The organism is Allobosea sp. AK1, from assembly GCF_006714945.1.
Taxonomy (GTDB): domain Bacteria; phylum Pseudomonadota; class Alphaproteobacteria; order Rhizobiales; family Beijerinckiaceae; genus Allobosea; species Allobosea robiniae.
In genome coordinates this window covers 2,455,791-2,481,065 of sequence record NZ_VFMG01000001.1, presented here as the reverse complement: position 1 = coordinate 2,481,065, position 25,275 = coordinate 2,455,791, and the positions used below count along the sequence as shown (strand labels likewise).

Genomic DNA, 25,275 nt, shown 5'->3' with positions numbered 1-25,275 from the left:
GGTTGGACTCACCCGCTCCGTCGGCCCCCCACGGCATATTGCCGGGCCATGCGCAGGAGGAAAGCGGGATTTCCGAGAACGTAGCGGCGCCAGAGCCGACGCGGCTCGAGCCAGAGCCGGTAGATCCATTCGAGCCTGATCCGGCGCATCAGCTCGGGCGCACGTGGCACCTCGTCGGCGAAGAAGTCGAACAGCGCCCCGACGGCGGCCGCGACCGAGCCATGCTGCGGCCCGAGCTTGTCGGCGATGAAGCGCTCCTGCAGCGGATTGCCCATGGCCACCAGCAGCAGGTCCGGACGCTCGACCTTCAGCTTGCCGAGAAGCACGATTTCCTCGTCGGCGGTGAAATAGCCGTGCGAGACGACGCTGAAGCGATGTGCTGGATAGCGCTGCGCCAGATTGGCGACCGCGCGGTCGGCGACGCCCGGCCGGCCGCCGAGCAGGGCGACCCGCATCGGCCGCTCGGAGCGGGCGAAGAGCGTGGGGAAGAAATCCGTGCCGTTGAGATTGGCCGGGAAGGCCTTGCCGTAGAGCATCCAGCTGCCGAGATCGACGCCGATGCCGTCTGCCAGCACGAGGAAGGTCGAGAGGCTGCGCTGCAGAGCGGCATTGTCGGCCGCGACATTCACCAGATTGGCGTTGCAGAAGGCGAGCTTCATGTGGCCGCCCGTCAGCACCGCGTCGGTGACCTCGGCGATCGCCGCCTCACGCTCCATCACGGCGATGCCGATCCCGCCGATATCGCGCTTGGCATAGCCCGGTCGCTTTCGGCTTCCGGCTTCGCGAGCGATCGTGATGGAGGCGGTTGCGGACACGGTGCTCTCGATCAGGGGCGCAGCGGCCCATTGCGAACATCACGATGTCTTGGCCGTTCCGGGCCTCGGGTCAAGGCAAAGCCGGCTGAAAGGTGAACGGCTTCTTCCCGCGTTCCGCGAAGGCGCGTTAATGGCAATCCTCTTGCAGCAACAAGGCCTTGTACCGAACCGGAACGATAACCGGGGCCACGCCGCCGCACCCCTCCGGCCGCCGTGCCGCCCCGAAACAGAGCCCGGCCCGGCTGCCCCGATCCGGCACGCGGCGAAGCCCCTCGGCTCTGATCTTTTTGCGATCATCCTTAACGAAATGCATGGCGGCCCTGCGCATTTCACCGAAGCGGCGATGCCCTCTGGCCGGTGCCAATCCGGCCGGCTAGGGTGATTCGCATAAGACGTTCGGGAGGGCTGGGCATGAACCAAATCGATTTAAAGAAGCGCGTCGCCATCGTGACCGGCGGGGCGCAGGGCATCGGCCGCGCCGTCGCCGAACGTTTTGCCCAGAGCGGCGCGACCGTCGCGATCTGGGATGTGGATGCCGCGCTCGCAGCCAAGGCCGCGGCCGAGATCGGCCATGGCGCGATCGGCGTCGGCGTGGATGTGACCGATGCGGCTGCCGTCCAGAAGGCGAGCGATGCGCTGGAGGCCCAGCATGGCAGCATCGACATCCTCGTCACCAGCGCCGGCATCGCCGGACCGAACCACAAGACCTGGGAATATCCGCTAGAGGACTGGGCCAAGGTCATGAAGCTCAATGTCGACGGCACGCTGCATTGCTGCCGCTCGGTGATCCCCGGCATGGTCAAGCGCAATTACGGGCGCATCGTCCTGGTCGCCTCGATCGCCGGCAAGGAAGGCAATCCCAATGCCTCCGCCTATTCGGCCTCGAAGGCGGCGGTGATCGCGCTGACGAAGTCGCTCGGCAAGGAGCTCGCCGACAAGGACATCGCCGTGAACTGCATCACGCCGGCGGCAGCGCGCACCCGCATCTTCGACCAGATGAGCGAGGAGCATATCGGCTACATGCTGGCGAAGATTCCGCGCGGACGCTTCCTGCTGCCGGACGAGGTGGCCTCCATGGTCGCCTTCCTGGCCTCGGCCGAGAACAGCTTCACCACGGCCGGCGTGTTCGACCTTTCGGGCGGCCGCGCGACGTACTGACGGGGCGAGCGGAGCGGATCATGCCGCCGGAGAGAAGCTGCTTGGCGAAATTGCCGGTCGCGGTTTTCGAAACCCTGATCTAGCTTGGCGGCATGACGCAGACGCTCCCCTCCGCCGCCGTCCTCGGCGCCCGCGCCTTCGCGGCGCTGGCCGGTCTCAACCGCTTCAGCGACGAGCCCGGCAAGTTGACGCGGCTCTATCTCTCGCCTGCGCACAAGCAGGCGGCGGAATGGGTCAAGGGTGCGATGGAGGTAGCGGGTCTCAGCGCCTTCATCGATGCCGCGGGCTCGGTGCAGGGACGGCGCGAAGGCACCGTGCCGGGCGCGCCTGCCGTACTGATCGGCTCGCATATCGACACGGTCAAGGATGGCGGACGCTTCGACGGCAATCTCGGCGTCGTCGCCGGTATCCTCGCGGCGCAGGCTTTGCGCGACGCCGGGATCAGCCTGCCCTTCCCGCTCGAGGTGGTCGGCTTCGGCGACGAGGAAAACGTCAGGTTTCCGACGCATCTCTCGACCTCGGAAGCGCTGGCGGGTGCCTATAATCCGGCCTGGCTGGAAGCGCGCGACAGCGAAGGGGTCAAGCTCGGCGATGCGCTCGTCGCCTTCGGCGGCAATCCGGCAGGGATCGCAGCGCTCGCGCGCAAGCCCGGCTCGATCCAGGCCTATCTCGAAGTCCATATCGAGCAGGGGCCGGTGCTGGAGGCGGAGAACGAGCCGGTCGGCATCGTCACCGCCATCAATGCCCAGAGCCGGGCACAGGTGCGCGTCACCGGCGTGGCGGGCCATGCCGGCACCGTGCCGATGGCGCTGCGCAGGGATGCGCTGACCGCCGCCGCCGAGATGGCGCTGGCACTCGAGCAGATCGCGGCTGCGCACGAGCTCGCCGTCGGCACCGTCGGCGTGTTCAGGCCTGACCCCGGCGCGACCAATGTCGTTCCCGGCTCGGCAGAGTTCACCATCGATTTTCGCGCCCCGAAGGATGCGACCCTTGCGGCGATGGATGCGGAGATCCGCAAACGCTTCGGCGAGATCGCACAGCGGCGCGGTGTCGGGCTGGAGATCATCCCCTATGCTCGCGCAGCGGCCGTGCCGATGGAGCCCAGGCTGCAGGATGCGCTCGCCGCCGGCATCGCCCGGTGCGGCAACAACCTCGCCGGCCGGCGGCTGCCGTCCGGCGCCGGGCATGACGCGATGGCGATCGCGGCGGTCGCGCCCGTCGCCATGCTCTTCGTGCGCAATGAAAAGGGCATCAGCCATTCGCCCCTGGAGAACATGACCGAGGCCGATGCCGGCATCGCCATCCGCGTCCTCATCGAAACGATTCTGGAGCTGGCCGAACAGGCGAAGTAGAACAATTCCAGCCGCGACACCGCGCACCATTCCGAAGGCCGCCCGAAAGGCCTAGGAAAAGCGCGCCGCAGGAGGCTGGCCATGGATTTCGAGAATTTCTTCCGCCGGGAACTCGACGGATTGCGCGGCGAGGGCCGCTACCGCGTCTTCGCCGACCTGGAACGCCAGGCCGGCCGCTTCCCGATCGCGACCTATCATGGCGAGAGCGGCCCGCGCGAGGTCACCGTCTGGTGCTCGAACGACTATCTTGGCATGGGCCAGCATCCCAAGGTGCTCGCCGCGATGCATCAGGCGCTCGACGGCAGTGGCGCCGGCGCCGGCGGCACCCGCAATATCGGCGGTACCAACCATTACCATGTCCTCTTGGAGCGCGAGCTCGCCGACCTGCACGGCAAGGAAGCCGCGCTGATCTTCAATTCCGGCTATGTCTCGAACTGGGCCTCGCTCTCGACGCTGGCCGCGCGCATCCCCGGCTGCATCGTGCTGACCGACGGGCTGAACCATGCCTCGATGATCGAGGGCATCCGCCATTCGCGCGCCGAGAAGCATATCTTCGCCCATAACGACCCGGCCGACCTGCGCCGCAAGCTCGCGGCGCTCGATCCCGCCCGGCCGAAGCTGATCGCCTTCGAGTCGGTCTATTCGATGGATGGCGACATCGCGCCGGTCCGCGAGTTCTGCGACATCGCCGACGAGTTCGGCGCGATGACCTATATCGACGAGGTCCATGCCGTCGGCCTCTACGGCGCGCGCGGCGGCGGCATTTCGGAGCGCGAGGGCCTGACCGACCGGCTGACCCTGATCCAGGGCACGCTGGCGAAATCCTATGGCGTGATCGGCGGCTACATCACCGGCTCGGCCGCGCTCTGCGATTTCATCCGCAGCTTCGCCTCCGGCTTCATCTTCTCCAGCTCGCTGCCGCCGGCCGTGGCGGCGGGCGCGATCGCGGCGATCCGGCATCTCAAGGAAAGCTCCGCGGAGCGCGAGCGCCAGCAGGACCGCGTCGCGGCGCTGCGCCGCAAGCTCGACCGGGCCGGCATCCCGCATCTCGCCAATCCCAGCCATATCGTGCCGGTGATGGTCGGCGAGGCGAAGGCCTGCAAGGCGATCAGCGACGAATTGCTCGATCGTTTCGACATCTATGTCCAGCCGATCAACTACCCGACCGTGCCGCGCGGCACGGAGCGTCTGCGGATCACGCCGTCGCCGTTCCATTCCGATGCCGATATCGACACGCTGGTGGCGGCGCTCAGTGCAATCTGGGCGCGCGACGGGCTGAAGCGGGCGGCCTGAGGCTTTTCAGCCCCGCTTCGCCACGATCATCAGAACCCCCGAAAGCAGCGCGAAGACCGTCGCCAGTCCACCGAGGATCAGGGTTCCCATCCACAGGGACAGGAAGCCCTCGATCTCGGCCTTTTCCGGGCTCGCAGCGTCATAGAGGACGGTCACCCGGTCGCCCCTGCTATAGGCCGGCGGGCTCGTGCCCCATGAGGTCACGAAGGTGACGGACCGTCCCTGCGCCGTTTGAAAGCTCACGACCGGCCTATAGGTGGAATCCCCGCCGCCGTGCCGCAGTTCGACCACGGTCCCGGCGGCGCGGTCGGCACGCGCCAGCAGCTTCTGGTTGTGGCTGTAGATGAAGTAGCAGACCGTCGTGAGAATGACGGCGACAATGCCGAAAACGCAGCCGATCCGCCAGAACAGGAGCCGGCCATCCTGGGCCGGGCCCCCGAACTGCTGCTTCCTGCGGCTTTCGCCCATCCGCCCTCAGAGATTGAAGACGCGGTGGGGGACGAACTCGCCGTTCTGGACCGAGCCCGTCGACACCAGCGTGCCCGCGCAGGTGGCGTAGGCTGCCTCAAGCTCGATCGGGGCGCCGGCGCCACGCAGCAGGGCGCTCTGGCCGCGCTTGAGGCGGGCGGCGGCATCACGGTGGAGCACGATCTCAGGGATCAGCGTCAGAGCCGCCTTGACCGGCTGCAGGGCCGAGAGCGCGCTCTCAGGGCTCTCGCGCAGGGTCTCGACGCTCGCCGCCTCAGCGACCGTGAACGGCCCGACGCGGGTGCGGCGCAGATGCGCGACATGGCCGAGGCAGCCGAGCGCGAGGCCGAGATCGCGGGCGATGGCGCGGACATAGGTGCCCTTGCCGCATTCGGCTTCGAAGGTCGTGGTCGCGCCGTCATGGCTGACGATGGTGAGCGCGTCGATCTCGACGGGCCGCGCCTGCAATTCGACCTCCTCGCCGTCGCGAGCGAGATCGTAGGCGCGCTCGCCGGCGATCTTGATCGCCGAAAACTTGGGCGGCGTCTGCAGGATCGTGCCGGTGAAGCGGGGCAGCAGGGCTGTGATCGCGGCTTCGTCGGGGCGCTTGTCCGAGGTCGCGATGACGCTGCCCTCGGTATCGTCGGTATTGGTCTGAGAGCCCCAGGCCACGGTGAACTGATAGGCCTTGCGGCCGTCCATGACGAAGGGAACCGTCTTGGTCGCCTCGCCCAATGCGATCGGCAGCAGGCCCGAGGCCAGCGGATCGAGCGTGCCGGCATGGCCCGCCTTCTTGGCGCCGAAAGCGCGCTTCACGACGCTGACCGCATGGGTCGAGGTCATGCCGATCGGCTTGTCGAGGATGACCCAGCCATGGACGTCACGCTTCTTCGGGCGCGATGCCGGGGTGGCTTCCTGGTCCGGGACGGTTTCGGATGGATTCTCAGCGGTCATCGTCACGGCGGTCTTCTTCGGGAGCCTGGTCTTCGTGGTCCTGGTCGATCCTGAGGCGCTCGACCTGCGTATCGCGGCGCACCTCGTCGGTATCGAGCAGTGCGTCGATGCGCTCGGCCTCGGCGAAGCTCTCATCGGCACGGAAGCGGATATCCGGCGCGTATTTCAGGTTCACGCGATGCGCGATCTCACCGCGCATATAGCGCTTGTTGGCTTCGAGCGCCTTGAGCACCGGCTTAATATCCTGCCCGCCGAGCGGCATGATGTAGGCCGTCGCGAGCTTGAGATCCGGCGAGAGGCGCACCTCCGGCACGGTGATGACGTGCTTTGCCAGCACATCGTCATGGATGTCGCCGCGCGCCAGCATCTCGGCGAGAGCGTGGCGGATCAGTTCGCCGACGCGCAACTGCCGCTGGGAAGGACCGGTGGGTTTCGCAGGTTTTGCCATGGTTCTCGTTTCTCCGGGATCGGACCGGATCAAACGTCACGGCGGGACAAAGCCCGCCGTCTCAGGAAGATAAGGCGCTGGACGCGCTCTTCTCGTCACGAGATGGCCGGGCTTGCAACCCGGCCATGACGCGCTGTTTCAGGAAGCGCGGCCTTTAGAGGCTGCGCTTGATCTCTTCGACGCGATAGCACTCGATCACGTCGCCGGCACGCATGTCCTGATAGTTCTCGAAGGACATGCCGCATTCCTGGCCGGCCACGACTTCCTTGGCATCGTCCTTGAAGCGCTTGAGCTGGCCGAGCTTGCCCTCGTGAACCACGACGTTGTCGCGGATCAGGCGGACATTGGCGCCGCGCTCGATCGTGCCGTCGGTGACGCGGCAGCCGGCGATCTTGCCAACCTTCGAGACGTTGAAGATCTCGAGGATCGTCGCGTTGCCGAGCATGGTCTCGCGCAGCGTCGGCGCCAGCAGGCCCGACATCGCGTCCTTCACATCATCCATGAGGTTATAGATGATGTTGTAGTAGCGGATCTCGACGCCGGCCCGGTCGGCCGCCTCGCGCGCTTCCTTGTGGGCGCGCACGTTGAAGCCGACGACCACCGCGCCCGAAGCCTGGGCGAGCGTGACATCCGACTCGGTGATGGCACCGACGCCCGACGAGAGCACGCGGGCGCGAACCTCTTCGTTGCCGACCTTTTCAAGAGCGCCAACGATGGCCTCGACGGAACCCTGCACGTCGCCCTTGACGACGAGCGGGAATTCCTTGCGGCCGGCGCCTTCCTTGAGCTCGCGCATCATCTCGGCGAGCGAGCGGCCGGCGCCCGAGGCCGCGCCGCGGGCGGCGAGGCGGTCGCGACGCTGACGCTCGCGGTAATCGGTGATCTCGCGGGCACGGGCCTCGGACTCGACGACCGCGACGCGGTCACCAGCCTCGGGCGTGCCGTTGAAGCCGAGAACCTCGACCGGCATGGAGGGCGGAGCCTCCTTCACCTGCGCGCCGGTATCGGCGATCAGGGCGCGGACGCGGCCCCATTCGGCGCCGGCCACGATGATGTCGCCGGTGCGCAGCGTGCCGCGCTGGACGAGCACGGTGGCGACCGGGCCGCGGCCACGATCGAGCTTGGCCTCGATGACCGTACCTTCGGCCGCGCGATCGGGATTGGCCTTGAGATCGAGCAGCTCGGCCTGAAGCGAGATCGCTTCCAGCAGCTTGTCGAGGTTGTGACCGGTCTTGGCGGAGACCTCGACTTCCAGCGTCTCGCCGCCGAGCGTCTCGACTTGGATCTCGTATTGCAGCAACTCGGCGCGCACGCGATCCGGGTTGGAATCGGCCTTGTCGACCTTGTTGATCGCGACGATCAGCGGCACACCGGCCGCCTTGGCATGATGGATCGCCTCGGCCGTCTGCGGCATGACGCCGTCATCGGCCGCCACGACCAGCACGACGACGTCCGTCACCTTGGCGCCACGGGCGCGCATCGCCGTGAAGGCGGCGTGGCCGGGGGTGTCGATGAAGGTCACCTGGGTGCCGAGCGGGGTCGTCACCTGATAGGCGCCGATATGCTGGGTGATGCCGCCGGCCTCGCCGGTGACGACCTTGGTCTTGCGGATCGCGTCGAGCAGCGAGGTCTTGCCGTGGTCGACATGGCCCATGATCGTCACGACTGCCGGGCGGGAGGCCAGGGTCTCGTCGGTATCCGGCGTGTCGAACAGGCCTTCCTCGACGTCGGATTCGGCGACGCGCTTGACGGTGTGGCCCATTTCCTCGGCGATGAGCTGGGCGGTGTCGGCATCGATCACGTCGGTGATCTTGTGCATCGCGCCCTGCTTCATCAGCAGGCGGATGACGTCGACGCCGCGCTCCGTCATGCGGTTCGCGAGTTCCTGGATAGTGATCGTCTCCGGGATGATCACCTCGCGCATCACGCGCTCTTTCTGGACATCGGAAGCCCGATGGCCGGTCATGCGCTGCACGCGCCGGCGGAACGAGGCGACCGAACGTGTCCGCTCGTCCTCGCTCCCGGTTGCGGTCGAGAGCGTCAGGCGGCCGCGCGGCTTGTCATTCGTGGTCTTCGGCGTCTTGGGCGCGGCGGGAGCCGGGCCACGGCCGGCGCCGGCGCTCAGGCCGGGGCGGCGGAACGCAGCCTTGACGTCGACATCATCCGAGCGGTTGCGGGTCGTGTTGGCCGAAGGCGCCTGACGCACCGGCCGGGCGATCGCGGGCTCGGACGGAGCGGTCGTGTCGATGCGGGGCGTGCGCGGCGCATCGGAACGCGGCGGGCGGCTGTCGAGCCGCGGCGGGCGCGCACCGGTATCGCGCATCGGCGGACGCGAGGTGAACTCGCGCGGGCCGGAGGGAGCCGGACGGCCGAAATACTGGGTCGGCTGCGGCGCAGGCGCCTGGGGCGCAGGCGCATCCTCACGGGCCGGCGGCGGCGAAGCCGGGCGGGCGGGCTGGTCGTCGCGCTGACGCGCGGCGGTTTCGACCCGGCGCTTCTGGTCGTCTTCCTGACGGCGGCGCTCTTCCTCCTGGCGCTGACGCGCGGCGGCGGCTTCACGCTCCTGGCGCTCGCGTTCGGCGGCGGCGGCACGCTGGCGCGCCTCGTCCTCGGCGATGCGGCGGGCCTCGGCCTCGCTGCTGCGGGCCTCCGAGAGCGCGCGCTGACGGGCGTCCTTCTCCTCATCGGAGAGGGTGCGCAGCAGCATGCTGCTGGCCGGGCGCTGGGGCGGCTGCGGAGCGGCCGGGCGGGGCGGGGCGGCCTGGGGAGCCGGGGCCTGGGGCGCACGCGGCGCAACCGGCTCCTTGACCTCGTGCCCGGCGGCGCGGCGCTTCACCTCGACGACGACCTGCTTCGTACGCCCATGCGAGAAGCTCTGGCGAACAGTGCTCTGCTCGACAGGCCGCTTCAGCGACAGGGTCTTGGGCGGGTTGACGGTCAGCGTCTTGTCGCCCGGGGTCTTGGTATCGGTCATTCCGCGTTCGGTCCTGCCGGTTCGGTCGTGTCTTCGGTATCGTTCTGGTCGGATGCGGCGGCATCGTCCGTCCGGTAGCGGACGAGCCGACGCCAGCGGGAGAGGACGCCCTCGGCCGCTGGTCCCGGAGCAAGGGCGGCATGTATCACATGTGCCCGCCCCAACGCCAATTCCAAATCCGCCGCCGTGAAAATAGCAACGACGGGCAGTTCACGGGCCTTGAGCCCTTCGGCTTCACGGGCCACCCCGATCCGCCTGATGGCCTGGCCGATCTTGCGCTTGCCGTCATCGGCCCCATCGCTGGCCGCGATGACGCCGATACAACGGCCCGAGCCGATCAGCGCCTCGACCTTGGCGAAGCCCGCGATCACGAGCCCCGCCTTGTTGGCCATCGACAACGCCTGGAGCGCATCGCGCAGCATCAGCGCATCGATCATCTCCGCAAGGTCGGCGGGAACCGCGACCTTCGCCTTGAGCGAGCGCTCGAAGGCCTTGCGCTTGATCGCCTCGGTGACCGTCTTGCGGCTGAGGCTGGCCCAGACGCCACGTCCGGGCAGTTTCCGCCGCAAATCCGGCACCAAAGTGCCGTCCGGCCCGGCGACGAAGCGGATCAGATCGTCAGGCGCCTTCACCGCACGGGTGACCACGCAACTCCGTTCCGATTCCTTCTGCGCCGCCGCTTTCACTACGCGGGCTCCGCTCAGGCCTCGGCCGCCTCGTCGGCTTCCGCCTCAGGCTCCTCGGCCGGCGCCTCGATCCAGCCGGCGTGGATACGCGCGGCCATGATGATCGCTTCCGCCTCCTGGCGCGACAGGTCGAACCCATCGAGATAGCCGGCGTGCCGGGTGGTCTCGCCATCCTTGCGCTCGGTCCAGCCGACGAGATCGTCCGTGGCGCAGCCCGCGAGGTCCTCGACGCTCTTCACGTCGTTCTCGCCGAGCGCGACCATCATGGATGTGGTGACGCCCTCGACCTCGCGCAAGGCGTCCTCGACGCCGAGCGCCCGGCGCTTCTCGTCGAACTCGGCCTCGACCGCGGCGAGATGCTCCTGCGCGCGGCTCTGGATCTCGCCGGCGGTGTCCTCGTCGAAGCCCTCGATCGAGGCGAGCTCGGAGAGGTCGACATAGGCGACCTCCTCGACATTGCGGAAACCTTCCGAGGCCAGGAGCTGGCCGACCGTCTCGTCGACGTTCAGCGCGTTCATGAACAGGTCGGTGCGCTGCACGAATTCCTTCTGGCGGCGCTCCGATTCCTCGGCTTCGGTCAGGATGTCGATGTCCCAGCCGGTGAGCTGCGAAGCGAGGCGGACGTTCTGGCCGCGGCGGCCGATGGCGAGCGAGAGCTGCTCGTCGGGAACCACGACCTCGATCTTGTCGGCTTCCTCGTCGAGCACGACCTTGGCGACTTCCGCCGGCTGCAGGGCGTTCACGACGAAGGTCGCGACATCCGGCGACCACGGGATGATGTCGATCTTCTCGCCCTGCAATTCGCCGACGACGGCCTGCACGCGCGAGCCGCGCATGCCGACGCAGGCGCCGACCGGGTCGATCGAGGAATCGCGGCTGATGACGGCGATCTTGGCGCGCGAGCCAGGGTCGCGGGCGACAGCTTTGACTTCGACAATCCCGTCATAGATCTCGGGCACTTCCTGGCCGAACAGCTTGGCCATGAACTGCGGATGGGTGCGCGACAGGAAGATCTGGGGGCCACGCGGCTCGCGGCGCACGTCGTAGACATAGGCCCGGGCCCGGTCGCCGACCTTGAAGGTCTCGCGCGGGATCATCTCGTCGCGGCGGATGATGGCTTCGCCACGGCCGAGATCGACGAAGACATTGCCGTATTCGACGCGCTTGACCGCGCCGTTGACGATCTCGCCGATGCGATCCTTGTACTCGTCGTACTGGCGATCGCGCTCGGCCTCGCGCACCTTCTGGACGATGACCTGCTTGGCCGACTGGGCGGCGATGCGGCCGAAATCGAAGGGCGGCAGCGGATCGGCGATGACGTCGCCGGCCTGGGCAGCCGGATTATGGCGCTTGGCCTCGTCGACCGTGATCTCGATCGCCGGGTTCTCGACGAGGTCGACAACCTGGAGATGGCGGGCGAGGCGCAGTTCACCGGTCTTGGTGTTGATCTCGGCATGGACGTCGGTCTCGGCGCCGTAGCGCGAGCGGGCGGCCTTGGCGATGGCGTCCTGCATGGCGTCGACGACGATCTGGCGGTCGATCGACTTCTCGCGGGCGACCGCGTCGGCGATCTGCAGCAGTTCGAGCCGGTTGGCGCTGACGACCATGACGCTCACTCCTCTTCGTTATTGTCTTGCGGGGCCGTCTCGCCGGCCTTCGTCGGCCGCGGTCCCAGCGATTTCCCTCGGCCCTTTTTGGGGCTGGCGATCTCTTCGGCGGCCGGCATCTCCGGCGGCAGACCGGACTTGCCGCGGCGCAGCGATTCGGTGACGAGCGCATCGGTCAGGACGAGGCGGGCCTCGGCGATCGCCCGCATCGGAATCGCGACGTCACGCTCTTCCTCGCTCCTGGCATCGTCGCGCGTCAGCAGTGCGTCCTGGCCGGCGACGCCGCGCAGAATACCACGGAAGCGCTTGCGCCCGGCAACCAGCTCGCTCGTATCGATCTTGGCGAGATGGCCCGCCCAGCGCTCGAAATCGCTGGCGCGCACCAGCGGCCGGTCGATGCCCGGCGACGAGACCTCGAGATGATAGGCCGCCTGGATGGGGTCGTCGACATCGAGCGCCGGCGACACCGCCTGGCTAATCGCCTCGCAGCCCTCCACATTCATCGTGCCGTCCGGCCGTTCGGCCATGATCTGCACGGTGCAGCCATTCTGGGCGCTGACGCGCACACGCACCAGCCGGTAGCCGAGATCGACGATCGCCGGTTCGATGATCACGGCGACACGCGCCGCGACGCCACCCTCGACGACGAGGCGGGGTTCCTGATCGGGTGCCGTTGTCGGCTCGTGGGTGGGTTCACTCATGGCCCGGACCGTTCCGTCTGCCTCCGGCGGGTCGCGGCCAATAAAAAAGAGCGGGCCGGTGGGCCCGCTCTTGATCATCGGCGTTAACCGATACCAGAGCTGTTGCCCGCTATTTAGTCCGCATCGCCCCGATATGCAAGCTCGGTTACGGCGGCGCTAACCCGATGGTCATCCTTCGCATGCCAGACTGCATGACGGGATAGCGGTTGAGGATCAGGTATGAGTGCGGTCGGCTCGCTGCTGCGAGATCTCGAATCCACGATGCTGCGCGGCTCGAACGAAGAGCGCGCCGACATCCTGTCGCGGCTGACGGATCTGTTCCTGGCCACGGCCGTCCATATGGATGAGGAGCAGGTCGGCGTCTTCGACGTCGTGATCGGGCGGCTGTCGCGCGCCATCGAACTGCGCGCCCGCGTCGAACTGTCGGAGCGGCTCGCGCCGGTGCCGAATGCGCCGAGCGGCATCGTGCGCCAGCTCGCCCTCGACGAGATCGCCGTGGCGCGCGCCGTGCTGGTGCAGTCGCCACGCCTGAACGACCAGGATCTCGTGGCGATCTCCGCCGCCAAGGGGCGCGACCATATGCTCGCGATCACCGAACGGCCCGAACTCGGCGAGCCCGTCACCGATTTCCTGATCCTGCGCGGCGGGCGCGTCGTCACCCATGCGGTCGCGGCCAACCAGACCGCACGTTTCTCCCGCCACGGCATGGGCGTGCTGGTGATGCGGGCGGCGCAGGACGATGCGCTCCAGCACACGCTGGGCTTGAGGCGCGACATTCCGGCGGAACTCGTCGACCAGCTCATGACTGCCGCCAAGAACTCCGCCCGGCGCCGGCTCAGCGAGAGCCTCGAACCCGTCCTGGCGGGCGATGTCGACGGCGCGGTCGAACGCGGAGCGGACGCGATCGCCGCCGGAGGCCAGATGCCCGGCGAGCTCGGTGCCATCAGCGCCGCCCTCGTCGAAATCCGCGAACTGAACGAAGCCGGCCTGCTCGACGAGGCCAAGGTCCGTGACTACGCCCGCGACGGCGCGGCCGAACATGCGATCTGCGGCGTCGCCGTGCTGGCGCAGCTCGGCCTGCCGGCGAGCGAGCAGATCATTCTCGGCAGCGACCGCGAAGCGGTGCTGCTGGTGGCGCGCGCGCTCGGCTGGTCGTGGGAGACGACAGCGGCGCTGATCTCGCTGCGCAAGGATTTCGGCAAGTCACAGGCCTCCGTCGACCGCGCCCGCGAAAGCTTCCGCAACCTCGCCCAGGGGACTGCCCAGCGCGTGCTCGGCTTCCTCAGGATGCGCGACGCAAAGCCGTGAGATAGCTGGAGATGCGCCCCTCGCGGACCGCCTTCGCCTCGTAGCGGGTGCGAATCCAGCCGGGATAGGGCGTGCGCCAGTCGCCCGGCCGCTCGTCGGTCCAGTCGAAATCGGGCGAGGCCATCAGGCGCGACAGCGTCCAGCCGATATAGTCGTCGATATCGCTGGCGAAGCGGAAGCGCCCGCCGGGGCGAAGCGCACGGGCGAACAGGCCGAGCGTATGCTCCGAGACGAAACGGCGCTTGCGCTGGCGGCGCTTCGGCCAGGGATCGGGATAGAGCAGGTCGATCGCATCGAGGCTGCCGGCCGGGAAGCGCGGCAGCAGAAGGGCGGCATCGTCGTCCCAGACGCGGATATTGGTCAGCCCCTCGCGCTCGGCGACGGCCAGGAACTTGGCCATGCCGTTGATGAAGGGCTCGACGCCGATGAAGCCGATCTGCGGGCTCTCGCGCATCCGCATCAAGAGATGCTCGCCGCCACCGAAGCCGATCTCCAGCCGGACCGCCTCGACAGCTTGCGGGAACAGCGCCTTGAGATCGGCGATCTCCCCTTCCGGCAAACGCAGGCGCGGCAGCGTGTGCTCGATCAGATGGCTCTGGCCGTCGCGGAGGGCCTTGCCCTTGCGGCGACCATAGAAGGCGCGGTCGTCATGATCGGGGTCGTGGGTCATGATCGTATTCGTATCGCTTTGTCCAATAGAGCGTCGTCATTCCGGGCGCAGCGCAGTGGAGATCCGGAGCGACGGCGGTGTTTCAGCGACCTGATCCATCAAGTCAAAGAAAAAAGGCCGGGTGAACCCCGGCCTTTCCATTCATGACCCGACGGTCAGTCTCAGGCGACGGCCTTCTTCAGCGCGTCGACGAGATCGGTCTTCTCCCAGGAGAAGGAGCCGTCGCGGCCGGCCTTGCGGCCGAAATGGCCATAGGCCGAGGTCTTGGCATAGATCGGCTTGTTGAGGCCGAGATGGTTGCGGATGCCGTTCGGCGAGAGATCGACCAGCTTGCCGAGGACCTCCTCGAGCTTGGCCTCGTCGACCTTGCCAGTGCCATGCAGGTCGACATAGATCGACAGCGGCTTGGCGACGCCGATGGCGTAGGAGAGCTGAATCGTGGCGCGATCGGCGAGCTTGGCCGCGACCACGTTCTTGGCGAGATAGCGCGCCGCATAGGCCGCCGAACGGTCGACCTTGGTCGGGTCCTTGCCCGAGAAGGCGCCGCCACCGTGGGGAGCAGCACCACCATAGGTGTCGACGATGATCTTGCGGCCGGTCAGGCCGGCGTCGCCGTCAGGGCCGCCGATCACGAACTTCCCGGTCGGATTGATGTGCCAGACCGTGTCCTTGGAGATCCAGCCATCCGGCAGCGCCTGGCGGATATAGGGCTCGACGATCTTGCGGACGTCGGCGGAGGTCAGCGACTCGTCGAGATGCTGGGTCGAGAGCACGATCTGGGTGACGCCGACCGGCTTGCCGTTCTCGTACTTGACCGTGACCTGGCTCTTGGCGTCGGGGCCGAGCTTGGCGGCCGCGCCCTCGCCCTTCTTGCGGGCGAGCGTCAGCGTCTCGAGGATCTTGTGGGCGTAATAGATCGGGGCGGGCAGCAGCTCGGGCGTCTCGCGGCTGGCATAGCCGAACATGATGCCCTGGTCGCCGGCGCCGACATCCTTGTTGCCGGCCTCATCGACGCCCACGGCGATATCCGCGGATTGCGGATGCAGCAGCACGTCGATCTTGCACTTCTTCCAGTGGAAGCCGTCCTGCTCGTAGCCGATCGCCTTGATCGCCTTGCGCGCGGCCGACTTGACCTTGCTCTTCATCGCCTTCTCGTCGAGAGAGGTACGGACCTCGCCGGCGATGACGACGCGGTTGGTGGTCGCCAGCGTCTCGCAGGCGACGCGGACCTTGCTCGCATCCATGCCGGCCTTGGCCGCTTCCTTGAAGAACAGATCGACGATCTCATCGGAGATGCGGTCGCAGACCTTGTCGGGATGCCCCTCCGAGACGGACTCGCTGGTGAACAGGTAATTCTGGCGTGACACGGTCGGCGCTTCCCTGAATCGGCACATGGAAAAGGCCGGCGCAGCGGCGCCAGCCCGACGAGGACCCGTCATTGCAGCGGACGCGTTCGTCGTCAAGCGGAAAAGTCCGCTTATCGGGAGGATCGTTCGTCACATCGAACGAAACGAGGACGATATCACGCCTTTCCGGCGTCTTCCTCCGCGAGCGCCTCGACGAGATCGATGATGCGCCGACGAACCCGGCCGCTCTTGATCTGCGTGAAGGCCTTGGTGAGCTGCACGCCCTCGCTGGTCGCCAGAAACTCGGAAATATAGGTGGTCGCGGCGGAATCGGCGAAGCCGGGCTCCGGCAGGTCGCCGGTCGGAGCGCCATCGAAGAAGAAGGCCACCGGCACATCCAGCATCTTGGCGATCTGCTGGAGGCGGCTCGCGCTGATGCGATTGGAGCCCTTCTCGTATTTCTGCACCTGCTGGAAGGTCAGCCCGAGTGCATCGCCCAGCTTCTCCTGGCTGACGCCCGCGAGCATCCGACGCATGCGGACGCGGCTGCCGACATGCTTGTCGATCGGATTGGGGACCTTCTTGATCATGATTCACCCTGCTTAGGCATCAGTGTCATGACCAGGAGCCGCCATCCTGGTCGGCGCGGTAGCCGTCCTTTATTATAGGCGCCGCAGCTAATCCACCCTTTGCCGCGAAAAAGTTCCAATCGGGATTAATTCCGGGCCCGAAACCGGGAAAAAGCGAGAAAAAGCAGCAGCAATCCCGCGAAGGCGATATCCCCCGCCCTGGCGTAAAGCGTGACGGGGCCGCTGCGCGGCAGGCTCGAGTCCAGCACGCCCTCGACGCCCAGCGGCAGGCTCGCCACGGTGCGGCCGTAAGGGTCGACCACCGCGGAAATCCCAGTATTGGCGACGCGCACCAGCGGCAGGCCTTCCTCGATGCTGCGCAGACGCGCCTGCGCGAAATGCTGGTAAGGGCCGCTGGTCTGGCCGAACCAGCCGTCATTGGTCAGATTCAGGAAGAAGCCGGCGCGCGGACCGCGCGCGGCGACGTCGCCCGGAAACACCGCCTCGTAGCAGATCAGCGGCGCCGCCGTCGGCAACCCCTTGATCGCGAGCGGCATCCGCGCGCTGCCCGAAGCGAAGCCGCCGGGAATCGAGACGAACTCTGAGAGACCGACCCGGCGGATCAGCGTCTCCAGGAACGGCGGCAGGTATTCGCCGAAGGGAACGAGATGGACCTTGTCGTAGCTGGCGACGATGACGCCCTCGTCATTGACCACCTGGATCGCGTTGTAGATCGGCGGCCGGCTCTCGCCGGGCAGCGTCTCGCCGGCGCGCGCCGCACCGGTGATCAGCGTCACGTCCGGCGGCAGGACCGCGCCGATGCGCGACAGGGCGCCGGGCGTGCGGCCGAGCAGGAATGGAAAGGCCGATTCCGGCCAGATCAGGTGCGTGACGCTCTGGAGGCCCGGCGTGGTCGGGCTGGTCGCCCGATCGCTCAGCTCCAGATAGCGTTCGAGGATCGCCGCGCCGTTATTGCCGTTGAACTTGGCATCCTGCGGCAGGTTGGGCTGCATCAGCCTGAGCTTCACGCCGGCGACGAGCGGTGAAGGAGCGGCCGGCACGCGCCAGTATCCGAAGGCGAAGAGGCCGGCCAAGGCCACCGCCGCCAGCAGCAGAGGCAGGTTGCGCCCCGCCGTCGTCCGGGCCGTTCCGAGCACGGCCGGGGCCGCGCCGATCGCCACCGCGAACAGGGTCAGGCCGTAGAGCCCCACCAGCGAGGCGGCCTGCGCGAGATGGATCTCGCCTGCCAGCATCATGCCGTAGAGGTTCCAGGGAAAGCCGGTCAGGACATGGCCGCGCAGCCATTCGCTGATGCCGAGCATGGCCGCGAGCACGAGGATGCGCCCGGCGCCCCTGGGCCAGGCCAGCCGCGCCAGGCCGAAGGCGCAGGCCGGGAAGAGCGCGAGGAAAGCGGGCAGGGCAACGACGCCGAGCGGCATCGCCCAGGCAAACTTGTCGGCCTCGACGAGAAAGGCGGCGCCGAGCCACCACAGGCCGGCGAGGAAGAAGCCGAAGCCCCACCACCAGCCGACCGCGAAGGCGGCCCGGAAGCGGCGCCAGGCGCTGGTGCCCACTGCGCCGTCGATCAGCCAGACCGCGATGGTCATCGGCACGACCACGAGTGGCCAGAGGTCGAGCGGCGGCAAGGCGAGCGCGCCGCTCGCCCCGGCGATGAGCGCGACCAGGCGCTTCCGCCAGCCCCAGCCCAGGATGACGGCCTCCGCTGCCCCCGACAGCCCCATCAGCCCGGCTCCATCGCCGGTTCCTCCGTGGCGGGCTCGCCGTGACAGTGGATGGTCAGGCGCTTCACGCGGCGCTGGTCCGAATCGAGGATCTCGAAGCTGAGGCCATCCGGCCCCTTCACCATCTCTCCAAGGGTCGGCACGCGGCCTGCCAACGTGACGATCAACCCGCCGAGCGTATCGATGTCATCCGCCACTTCGTTGCCGGAGAGGTCCACGCCGGTCGCTTCCTTGAGCTCGGCGAGGGTCGCGCGCGCATCCGCCGTGAAGCGGTTCTCGCCGGCGGGTACGATCGGGGTCTCCTCGAGATCATGCTCATCCTCGATATCGCCGACGACGATCTCGATCAGGTCCTCGATCGAGACGAGGCCGTCGGTGCCACCATATTCGTCGATGACCAGCGCGATATGGGTGCGGGTCGACTGCATGCGGACGAGAAGGTCGACAGCCGGCATCGAGGGCGGAACATAGAGGACGGGGCGCAGCAGCTTCGTCTCGGACAGGCGCGTCGAGAGGTCGACAGCCGAGAGCGTATGGGGAATGGCGAGCTTGCCGTTCTCTTCCGGCGGCCGGTTCTCCCCGGGCCGTGCCTTCTCGGCGATGTATTCGAGGAAGTCGCGGATATGGACCATGCCGCGGGGATCATCGAGCGTGTCGTCGAAGACCGGCAGGCGCGAATGGCCGGCGGTGCGGAAATGCGCGAGCAGCTCGTCCAGCGTCGCATCCGCCGGGACGGCGACGATATCGGCGCGCGGGATCATCACGTCGTCGACGCGGCGCTCGCGCAGGCTCAGCACATTGGTGAGCATCGCGCGTTCCTGGGCGGAGAGATCGGCGAGCTCGCCATTCTCCTCGGCCAGGGCCTCGACGATTTCCTCGCGGGCGGTGCCGCCGCCGCGCAGGCCGAGCCGGTCGAGGAATTGTCCGAGCCAGTGGCCGAGGCCACGGCCGGCGGTTTCGTTCTGGGATTGTCGACTGTCGTCGCTCATGATCGTGGGGCTTACGGGGAAGAAGGGCTAAGCGCCGTGACGAGTTCGGCACCGGCATAGGGATCGGACACGCCGAGACGGGCAAGCGCCGCGATTTCGAGCGCTTCCATGCGGCGCGCCTCGGCCTCGGTCTCATGATCCTCGCCGAGGAGATGGAGCAGGCCGTGGATGGCTAGGTGGCGCAGATGGTCGCTCACGCTCTTGGATTCGGCCTCGGCTTCGCGCAGCACGGTCTCATAGGCGATGACGATGTCGCCGAGCAGCGGGCTCTGCGCGATGCGCTCCGGCGGGGCGGCCGGGAAGGAGAGCACGTTCGTCGCCTTGTCGAAGCCGCGCCAGTCGCGGTTAACGGTGCGGATGCGCCTGTCGTCGGTGAGCAGCAGGCTGAGCTCGGCGCCAGCCATCGGCTTGCGCGGGGACACCGCGATGCCGGCGTCGAGCGCCTCGTTCAGCAATGCACGCAGGCTCGCCAGCTTGCCCAGCTCATGCCAGCGGCGCGACTGCGCCCTGAGGTCGAGATGGATTTCCGGAGACGTCTTCTCGGGTGGCGGCGCCTGGCGCCGCCCGCGAGGTCGATCGTTCATCGCGGCCGCTCCCGCGCCAACATCCGCTTCAGCCCTTCGCTGTCGCCTTCCCGGTTGAGATCCGGGGGCACATCGGGATTGCGCAAGCGCTCTTCCCGTTCCTCGCGCTCATGGCGCGCTGCGCTCTCATAGGCCATGACGATGCGTCGCACCAGATCATGCCGGACGACGTCGCCCTCCTCGAACCGGGCATAGCCGACGCCCTCGACATCCTTGAGCAGCTTCACCGCTTCGTTCAGGCCGGAACGCTGGCCCGGCGGCAGGTCGATCTGCGAGGGATCGCCGGTGATGATCATGCGCGAGCCCTCGCCCAGGCGGGTGAGGAACATCTTCATCTGCATCGAGGTGGTGTTCTGCGCCTCGTCGAGCAGCACGACCGCATTGGTCAGGGTGCGGCCGCGCATGAAGGCCAGCGGCGCGATCTCGATCATGCCGGTCTGCAGGCCGCGCTCGACATGGCGTGCCTCCATGAAGTCGTTGAGGGCGTCGTAGATCGGGCGCAGATAGGGATCGACCTTCTCGCGCATGTCGCCGGGCAGGAAGCCGAGCCGCTCGCCGGCCTCCACCGCCGGGCGCGACAGGATCATGCGCTCGACCACGCCCTGCTCGATCAGAGAGACGGCATGGCCGACGGCGAGCCAGGTCTTGCCGGTGCCGGCCGGGCCCTCGGCGAGGACGAGCTCATGGCGCTTGAGCTGGCGCAGATAGGCATCCTGCGCGGCATTGCGCGCCCTGACAGGTCCGCGCTTGCGCGTCACGACCGCGTCGAAGGAGGTCTTGCCGGCATCCGCCGTCGGGAAGAGCGAGCGCTGGACGTTGCTTTCCTCGATCGCGCCGTCGACCTCGCCGAGGGTGACGGGCGCGCCGGCCTTGGCGCGGGCATAGAGCGTCTTCAGCACGCGCCCGGCCTGTTCGGCCGTCTCGCGGGGGCCCTTGACGGTGACGTGGTTGCCGTTCGGACTGACCACGACACCGAGGCGGCGCTCGAGATGGGCGAGGTTCTGGTCGTATTGACCGAAGACCAGGCTGGCCAGGCCGTTGTCGTCGAAGGAGAGCACGACCTCCGTCGCCGCCAGCCCATCACGGCCCGCGCTTTCGCGCACACCGCCCTCGGGGCGGGCTGGCGCGAGATCGCGCCGCGGGTTCCGGTCGGGTCTTTGCGTCGTCGAATCAGCCTGTGCCAAATGCGTCGCCTCGCTTCAGGCCGGGGTAGCGGAGGATGGTCCGGCCCCGGTACCTATTCCAGACGGGCAGGAGCGCCCGGCCGGGTCGTCTCGCAGCATAACCGGACGCAACAATTTCAGCCTGATGACAGGCCACCGCCCATCCCTGGCAAATGGTGACGAGGCGGGGCGCGCTCAAGCGGCCAGACCCTTCCCACTGGCGTCGCCAGGCTCCACCAGCCGGCCGAACAGGGAATTGGTGCTCGTCCTCTCGATCATCACGCGCACGATATCGCCGATCTGATTCGTTTCGCTCTCGATCTGCACAGCCTGCAGATAGGGCGACTTGCCGGCAAGCTGTCCAGGATACCGCCCCGCTCTTTCCAGGAGCACATCCACAGTCCGTCCGACCATGGCGGCGTTGAAAGCCTGCCGGTGATGCTCGATGCGCGCCTGCAGGCGGTAGAGCCGCTCGTTCATCAGTTCGCGCGGAACCTGCGCCGTGAGCTCGGCCGCCGGCGTGCCGGGGCGCGGCGAATAGTTGAAGGAATAGCTGGAAGCGAAGCCGATCTCGTCGACCAGGCGGATCGTCTCCTCGAAATCGGCATCGGTCTCGCCGGGGAAGCCGACGATGAAATCCGAGGACAGGGCGATGTCGGGCCGGGCCTCGCGGATGCGCTCGATCAGGCGGCGATACTCGTCGCCGGTATGCTTGCGGTTCATCGCCGCGAGGATGCGGTCCGAGCCCGCCTGCACCGGCAGATGCAGGAAGGGCATCACCTGCGGCAGGTCGCGATGCGCGGCGATGAGATCGCTGTCCATATCTCTGGGGTGGCTGGTTGTATAACGGATGCGGGCGATGCCCGGCACCGCGGCGACACGATGCATCAGGCGCGCCAGGCTCCAGACGGCGCCGTCCGGCCCCTCGCCGTGATAGGCGTTGACGTTCTGGCCGATCAGGGTGACGTCGCGCACGCCGGCCTCGGCGAGGCGCTCGACCTCGGCCATGATCTGCGCGACGGGACGCGAGAACTCGGCGCCGCGCGTATAGGGCACGACGCAGAAGGCGCAGAACTTGTCGCAACCTTCCTGGACGGTGACGAAGGCCGAGACGCCGCGCGCCAGAATCGCCTGCCGCTTCGGCGCCGGGAGGAAGCCGAACTTGTCCTCGATCGGCAGATCAGTGTCGACGACGCGGCGCTTGCCGGCCTCGGCCAGAAGCTCCGGCAGGCGGTGATAGGCCTGCGGCCCGACCACGAGATCGACGGCGGGCTGGCGGCGCTGGATCTCGCCGCCCTCGGCCTGGGCAACGCAGCCGGCGACGACGATTTTCGTCTCCTGGCCCTCAGTGCCTTGCGCCTTCTTGATGTCGCGCAGCTTGCCGAGCTCGGTATAGACCTTCTGCACCGCCCGGTCGCGGATATGGCAGGTGTTGAGCAGGATCAGGTCCGCGCCCTCCGGCGTCGCCGTCTCCTCATAGCCCTGATGGCTCAGGATATCGGCCATGCGCTGCCCGTCATAGACGTTCATCTGGCAGCCGAAGGACTTGATATGGACTTTCTTCATCGCCGCGGATCGGGTCTCCAAAGCGCATCCTTTACTGCGGATCGGGCGCCTTGGGAACGGCCGCAGGATGCAAACGGATGGGAAGCAAGCAGCGGACCAGCAGCTTCAGGCTTCCGGGCGGCCGGTGACGGCCCGGCGACGGGCCTTGCGGACCGAGGCTTCGGCCAGTCGCGTCGCCTCCTTGCGGGAGGTCGCACGGCCCATCACGATCGGCTCGCCCCAGACAAGCTCGACATCGATCGCGCCGCATTCCAGCACATGCTTCAGATGCGGCCAGAGCTCGGTATCGCCGTACCAGGCGAGCGCGGCGCGGCCGACGCGACCGCCCGGTAGATTCTGCCAGCCGGTATAGGTGAGGGTCAACGGGTAGACCGTCACATCCGCCGTGGCATCGCCCATCGCTTGATGCGCGGCGCCGAGCAGGGAGGAGCGGAAGGGCAGGATGCGCGTGCCGTCGCCGGTCGTACCCTCGGCAAAGAGCACGACCTCCTCGCCGCCGGCGATGCGCGCACCCATCGTGGCGGCCATGCCGGCGGTCGCGCTACGGCGCTGCCGGTCGATGTAGAGGGTGCGCTGGAGATTGGCGAGGAAGCCGACCACCGGCCATTCCCCGACCTCGCTCTTGGCGACGAAGGCGAGTTCCCGTTCGGCACCGATCACGCCGATATCGAGCCAGGAGACGTGGTTGGCGACGATCAGCGCCCCGGTTCCGGCCGGCGGCGGCGCGCCGCGTACCTGCCGCCGCACGCCAAGGCACCAGCAGGTCAGGCGATGGAAGCGCAGCGGCAAAGCGCCTCGTCGCGACGGCGCGACACGCATGACGACAAGCTGGGCGAGGACGAGCCCGAGCGTGCCGGTACACAGCATCGCCAATCGGGCGAGTGCGCCGATGCGGAGACCGTTCATGCGCAGGCGGGTCCGGTCATCGGCGGAACGGGCAATCCCATCGGAGGTCGAGATGCCGTCAATGGCGCGATTGCGCCGGCTTGTCACGCAAGATCGAGCCGCATCGCGATCGCGGTGGCGCGGGAGCCGTCCGGCTTGGGGTAATAGCCCTTGCGCCGCCCGACCTCGCGAAAGCCGAAATGGCGATAGAGCCGTTCCGCCGGAAGATTGCCATCCTCGACCTCGAGGAAGACATGGGCCACGCCCTCTTCGGCCAGCCGGGCGAGATGCGACGCCAGCAGCGCGCGGCCGAAACCGTCGCGGCGGCGTGCAGGAGCAACCACGATGCTGAGGATTTCCGCCTCGTCGGCGGCCTTGCGCGAGATGACGAAACCCTCGGGATGGCTGCCGCCGCCGCTGAAGACGCCGTCAGTCGACACCGCCGAATCGGCGATCAGCGCCGCGCACTCGGCCGGTTCCCAGCCACGGGCGAAACCGCCCTGATGGTGCAAGGTCGCGACATCACGGGCGCGGCCGGCATCGAGCCGCATCGTGCGCAGCGGAGCCGAATCAGGGTGAAGCAATCTGCGTAGCCAATCCATGCCGCCTGTTCGCACAGACTGACGCCGCGGCAACCACCATTTGGGGGATGCGCTCACCGGCGCGGCAGGCGGGCTTTGTCCTGCGGCGTCGTCTCCGGCGCCTTCAGGTAGAGGGGCCGCGGCGGCGCGCTGTCGGGATCGGCGATGAAGCCGAGCCGGGCGACCCAGGCGATGTCGGGCGCCCTGGCATCGTCGATGACCAGCGCATCGAGGCCGATCGCCCAGGCTTCGTTGGCGACGGCGAGCGCCGAGGAGCCGACGAGGCTGACCGGCCCGGCGCCGATGGCGCGGGCCGCGTCGCGATAGCTGACCTGCCGGAGCGAGACCAGGGGCTTGCCCTCCGCCGTCAGGGCCTGGAACCAGACCTGCCCGTGCCTGGCATCGAGCGCGGCGGCAATGACACGGCCCGATTCGCGCCCGATCAGGGGCGCGGCGCAAGCGGCGACGGTGGTGACGCCGACGGCGGGAATGCCGGCCGCAAAAGCGATGGCGCGCGCCGCGCTGACACCGACGCGCAGGCCGGTATAGCTGCCGGGACCGACGGTCACGGCGACGCGCGAAAGCGAACCGAAGCCGCCCTCGACATCCTTCATGACACGCTCGACCAGCGGCATCAGCGCTTCGGCATGGCCACGCTCCATCGCGATCTGCTCGATCGCCAGGGGCTTCACCATGTCGGCCGTATCCAGCACGCAGGCCGAGCAGGCGCCGAGCGCGGTATCGATCGCGAGAATGCGCATCAGGATGTCATTCCGCGACAGGCCACGCTCATCGTCACCAGCAATCCCGTTCCGCTCAGACCGCTTCGACTTCGCGCACATCCGGCAGGAAGTGGCGCAGCAGGTTCTGGATGCCGTGCTTCAGCGTCGCGGTCGAAGAGGGGCAGCCCGAGCAGGAGCCCTTCATCGCGAGATAGACCGTGCCGTCGCGATAGCCGCGGAAGGTGATGTCGCCGCCGTCGCCGGCGACCGCCGGGCGGATGCGGGTTTCGAGCAGGTCCTTGATCGTCTCGACGGTCTCAGCATCGGCGGGGTCGAAGAACTCGCCCTCCTCGATCACATCCGCTGCCGAGCCGGCTGCGAGGACCGGGGCGCCCGACATGAAATGCTCCATGATGGCGCCGAGGATCGCGGGCTTCAGATGCGGCCATTCGCCGTCCGACTTGGTGACGGTGATGAAATCGGAGCCGAGGAAGACGCCGGAAACGCCGGTGACGCCAAACAGGCGCTGCGCCAGCGGCGAACGCTCGGCGTCAGTGAGATCGCGCAGATCGAGCGTGCCGTCGGGCATGACGGCGCGGCCGGGGAGAAACTTCAGGGTCGCCGGATTCGGCGTGGCTTCGGTCTGGATGAACATGGATACCTCCGGTACCGGCGATTCAAGGTCGCCGTTCCT

Annotated in this window: 24 protein-coding genes; 4 read left to right on the top strand and 20 right to left on the bottom strand. The window is 67.8% G+C overall.

The features are described 5' to 3' along the window. Positions 1–8: 8 nt before the first annotated feature. Positions 9–815, bottom strand: coding sequence for a WecB/TagA/CpsF family glycosyltransferase (locus FHT98_RS12285; protein WP_082617681.1), 807 nt, complete (start codon positions 813–815; stop codon positions 9–11). A gap of 411 nt (positions 816–1,226) precedes the next feature. Between FHT98_RS12285 and FHT98_RS12280 the strand changes: the two genes are divergently transcribed. The 3 genes from FHT98_RS12280 (at position 1,227) to hemA (ending at position 4,618) form a co-directional block, all read left to right on the top strand. Then, positions 1,227–1,973 carry an SDR family NAD(P)-dependent oxidoreductase gene (locus FHT98_RS12280; protein WP_113584792.1) on the top strand — a complete coding sequence of 249 codons (747 nt, stop codon included), beginning with the start codon at positions 1,227–1,229 and terminating at the stop codon, positions 1,971–1,973. Positions 1,974–2,065: 92 nt separating this feature from the next. Beyond that, positions 2,066–3,325 carry an allantoate amidohydrolase gene (locus FHT98_RS12275; RefSeq protein WP_142114184.1) on the top strand — a complete coding sequence of 420 codons (1,260 nt, stop codon included), beginning with the start codon at positions 2,066–2,068 and terminating at the stop codon, positions 3,323–3,325. 81 nt (positions 3,326–3,406) lie between these two features. Further along, a complete protein-coding gene (gene hemA / locus FHT98_RS12270; RefSeq protein ID WP_061971106.1) occupies positions 3,407–4,618 on the top strand; it encodes a 5-aminolevulinate synthase in 1,212 nt (403 codons plus the stop codon). A 6-nt stretch (positions 4,619–4,624) separates the two neighbouring features. Here hemA and FHT98_RS12265 read toward each other — a convergent pair whose 3' ends face one another. The 7 genes from FHT98_RS12265 to rimP all read right to left on the bottom strand — a co-directional run bounded on the left by FHT98_RS12265 (position 4,625) and on the right by rimP (position 12,456). Further along, on the bottom strand, positions 4,625–5,086 hold the full coding sequence (locus FHT98_RS12265) for a DUF3592 domain-containing protein (protein ID WP_142114183.1): 462 nt from the start codon (positions 5,084–5,086) through the stop codon (positions 4,625–4,627). 6 nt (positions 5,087–5,092) lie between these two features. Continuing rightward, on the bottom strand, positions 5,093–6,040 hold the full coding sequence (gene truB / locus FHT98_RS12260) for a tRNA pseudouridine(55) synthase TruB (protein WP_142115746.1): 948 nt from the start codon (positions 6,038–6,040) through the stop codon (positions 5,093–5,095). Continuing rightward, positions 6,030–6,488, bottom strand: coding sequence for a 30S ribosome-binding factor RbfA (rbfA, locus tag FHT98_RS12255; RefSeq protein WP_061971111.1), 459 nt, complete (start codon positions 6,486–6,488; stop codon positions 6,030–6,032). The genes truB and rbfA overlap by 11 nt, the downstream gene beginning before the upstream one ends. A 154-nt stretch (positions 6,489–6,642) precedes the next feature. Beyond that, positions 6,643–9,462: a translation initiation factor IF-2 gene (infB, locus tag FHT98_RS12250; protein WP_142114182.1), complete on the bottom strand. Its 2,820-nt coding sequence runs from the start codon at positions 9,460–9,462 to the stop codon at positions 6,643–6,645. Beyond that, complete coding sequence (locus tag FHT98_RS12245; RefSeq protein WP_274532900.1) at positions 9,459–10,148, bottom strand: RNA-binding protein; 690 nt, start codon at positions 10,146–10,148, stop codon at positions 9,459–9,461. Before FHT98_RS12245 ends, infB begins: the two co-directional genes overlap by 4 nt. A gap of 14 nt (positions 10,149–10,162) precedes the next feature. Continuing rightward, on the bottom strand, positions 10,163–11,755 hold the full coding sequence (nusA, locus tag FHT98_RS12240; protein WP_061971116.1) for a transcription termination factor NusA: 1,593 nt from the start codon (positions 11,753–11,755) through the stop codon (positions 10,163–10,165). 5 nt (positions 11,756–11,760) lie between these two features. Then, complete coding sequence (gene rimP / locus FHT98_RS12235) at positions 11,761–12,456, bottom strand: ribosome maturation factor RimP (RefSeq protein ID WP_113586822.1); 696 nt, start codon at positions 12,454–12,456, stop codon at positions 11,761–11,763. 219 nt (positions 12,457–12,675) lie between these two features. Between rimP and FHT98_RS12230 the strand changes: the two genes are divergently transcribed. Then, positions 12,676–13,764 carry a DUF2336 domain-containing protein gene (locus FHT98_RS12230; RefSeq protein ID WP_142114181.1) on the top strand — a complete coding sequence of 363 codons (1,089 nt, stop codon included), beginning with the start codon at positions 12,676–12,678 and terminating at the stop codon, positions 13,762–13,764. Here FHT98_RS12230 and trmB read toward each other — a convergent pair. From trmB to FHT98_RS12170, 12 genes are all read right to left on the bottom strand, one after another. After that, the gene (gene trmB / locus FHT98_RS12225; RefSeq protein WP_061971120.1) at positions 13,739–14,434 is read right to left on the bottom strand and encodes a tRNA (guanine(46)-N(7))-methyltransferase TrmB; all 696 of its coding nucleotides are present in this window, start codon (positions 14,432–14,434) and stop codon (positions 13,739–13,741) included. The two genes, FHT98_RS12230 and trmB, sit on opposite strands and share 26 nt — an antisense overlap. Positions 14,435–14,595: 161 nt before the next feature. After that, complete coding sequence (gene metK, locus FHT98_RS12220) at positions 14,596–15,828, bottom strand: methionine adenosyltransferase (protein WP_091857656.1); 1,233 nt, start codon at positions 15,826–15,828, stop codon at positions 14,596–14,598. Between the two features lie 128 nt (positions 15,829–15,956). Next, positions 15,957–16,370: a helix-turn-helix domain-containing protein gene (locus FHT98_RS12215; protein ID WP_061971122.1), complete on the bottom strand. Its 414-nt coding sequence runs from the start codon at positions 16,368–16,370 to the stop codon at positions 15,957–15,959. 125 nt (positions 16,371–16,495) lie between these two features. After that, entirely contained in the window at positions 16,496–18,091 is a 1,596-nt protein-coding gene (gene lnt / locus FHT98_RS12210; RefSeq protein WP_142114180.1) for an apolipoprotein N-acyltransferase, read from the bottom strand. Then, positions 18,091–19,080 (bottom strand): hemolysin family protein, encoded by a 990-nt coding sequence (locus FHT98_RS12205; protein WP_061971125.1) that lies wholly within the window; start codon positions 19,078–19,080, stop codon positions 18,091–18,093. The genes lnt and FHT98_RS12205 overlap by 1 nt, the downstream gene beginning before the upstream one ends. Positions 19,081–19,091: 11 nt before the next feature. Beyond that, complete coding sequence (gene ybeY / locus FHT98_RS12200) at positions 19,092–19,664, bottom strand: rRNA maturation RNase YbeY (RefSeq protein ID WP_113586825.1); 573 nt, start codon at positions 19,662–19,664, stop codon at positions 19,092–19,094. Continuing rightward, entirely contained in the window at positions 19,661–20,767 is a 1,107-nt protein-coding gene (locus FHT98_RS12195) for a PhoH family protein (RefSeq protein ID WP_091857694.1), read from the bottom strand. Before FHT98_RS12195 ends, ybeY begins: the two co-directional genes overlap by 4 nt. 255 nt (positions 20,768–21,022) lie before the next feature. After that, entirely contained in the window at positions 21,023–22,393 is a 1,371-nt protein-coding gene (miaB, locus tag FHT98_RS12190) for a tRNA (N6-isopentenyl adenosine(37)-C2)-methylthiotransferase MiaB (RefSeq protein WP_113586826.1), read from the bottom strand. A 105-nt stretch (positions 22,394–22,498) separates the two neighbouring features. Next, entirely contained in the window at positions 22,499–23,299 is an 801-nt protein-coding gene (locus tag FHT98_RS12185; protein WP_142114179.1) for a lysophospholipid acyltransferase family protein, read from the bottom strand. Between the two features lie 83 nt (positions 23,300–23,382). Then, positions 23,383–23,862, bottom strand: a complete 480-nt coding sequence (locus FHT98_RS12180; protein ID WP_248309207.1) for a GNAT family N-acetyltransferase — start codon at positions 23,860–23,862, stop codon at positions 23,383–23,385. Between the two features lie 71 nt (positions 23,863–23,933). Further along, the gene (gene tsaB / locus FHT98_RS12175; protein WP_091857695.1) at positions 23,934–24,620 is read right to left on the bottom strand and encodes a tRNA (adenosine(37)-N6)-threonylcarbamoyltransferase complex dimerization subunit type 1 TsaB; all 687 of its coding nucleotides are present in this window, start codon (positions 24,618–24,620) and stop codon (positions 23,934–23,936) included. A gap of 55 nt (positions 24,621–24,675) precedes the next feature. Next, the gene (locus FHT98_RS12170; protein WP_142114178.1) at positions 24,676–25,236 is read right to left on the bottom strand and encodes a NifU family protein; all 561 of its coding nucleotides are present in this window, start codon (positions 25,234–25,236) and stop codon (positions 24,676–24,678) included. Between the last annotated feature and the right edge of the window lie 39 nt (positions 25,237–25,275).